This window comes from Mesorhizobium sp. M1A.F.Ca.IN.020.06.1.1 (assembly GCF_004023265.1).
Taxonomy (GTDB): domain Bacteria; phylum Pseudomonadota; class Alphaproteobacteria; order Rhizobiales; family Rhizobiaceae; genus Mesorhizobium.
The window spans coordinates 1-487 of the sequence record NZ_RZSR01001768.1 but is presented as its reverse complement, the minus strand read 5'-3'; the positions used below and the strand labels follow the sequence as shown (position 1 = coordinate 487).

Sequence of the window (487 nt, the reverse complement as noted above, 5' to 3'; positions counted from 1 at the left end):
ACCATCACCAGGTCGGCGGACCGCTGCCGGCGGCGGATGCGGTGGTCAATCCGAACCGGGAGGACGACCTTTCGGGGCAGGGGCATCTCTGCGCCGCCGGTGTGGTCTTCCTGTGCCTGGTGCAGACGGCGAAGGTGCTTCGCGAACGGTTACCAAACGTCGCGCCGGTCGATCTGCTTTCGCTGCTCGACCTCGCCGCGCTGGCGACCGTTTGCGACGTGGTGCCGCTCACCGGCGTCAACCGCGCTTTCGTAGTCAAGGGCCTGCAGGTGGCGCGCCAGCAGAAGAATGAGGGGCTGGCGGCGCTTGCGCGGGTCTCGCGCATCGGCGAGCCGATAAATACCTTCCATCTCGCCTATCTGATCGGGCCGCGCATCAATGCCGGCGGGCGCATCGGCGATGCCGCGCTCGGCAGCAGGCTGCTTGCCACCGAGGATCCCGTTGAAGCCGCAAGCATTGCCGAGACGCTCGACCGGCTGAACCAGGA

Annotated in this window: 1 pseudogene; it reads left to right on the top strand. The window is 67.4% G+C overall.

What is annotated here, in order from left to right:
- Positions 1-487: pseudogene (locus EOA60_RS36795) on the top strand (single-stranded-DNA-specific exonuclease RecJ); the annotation flags it as partial.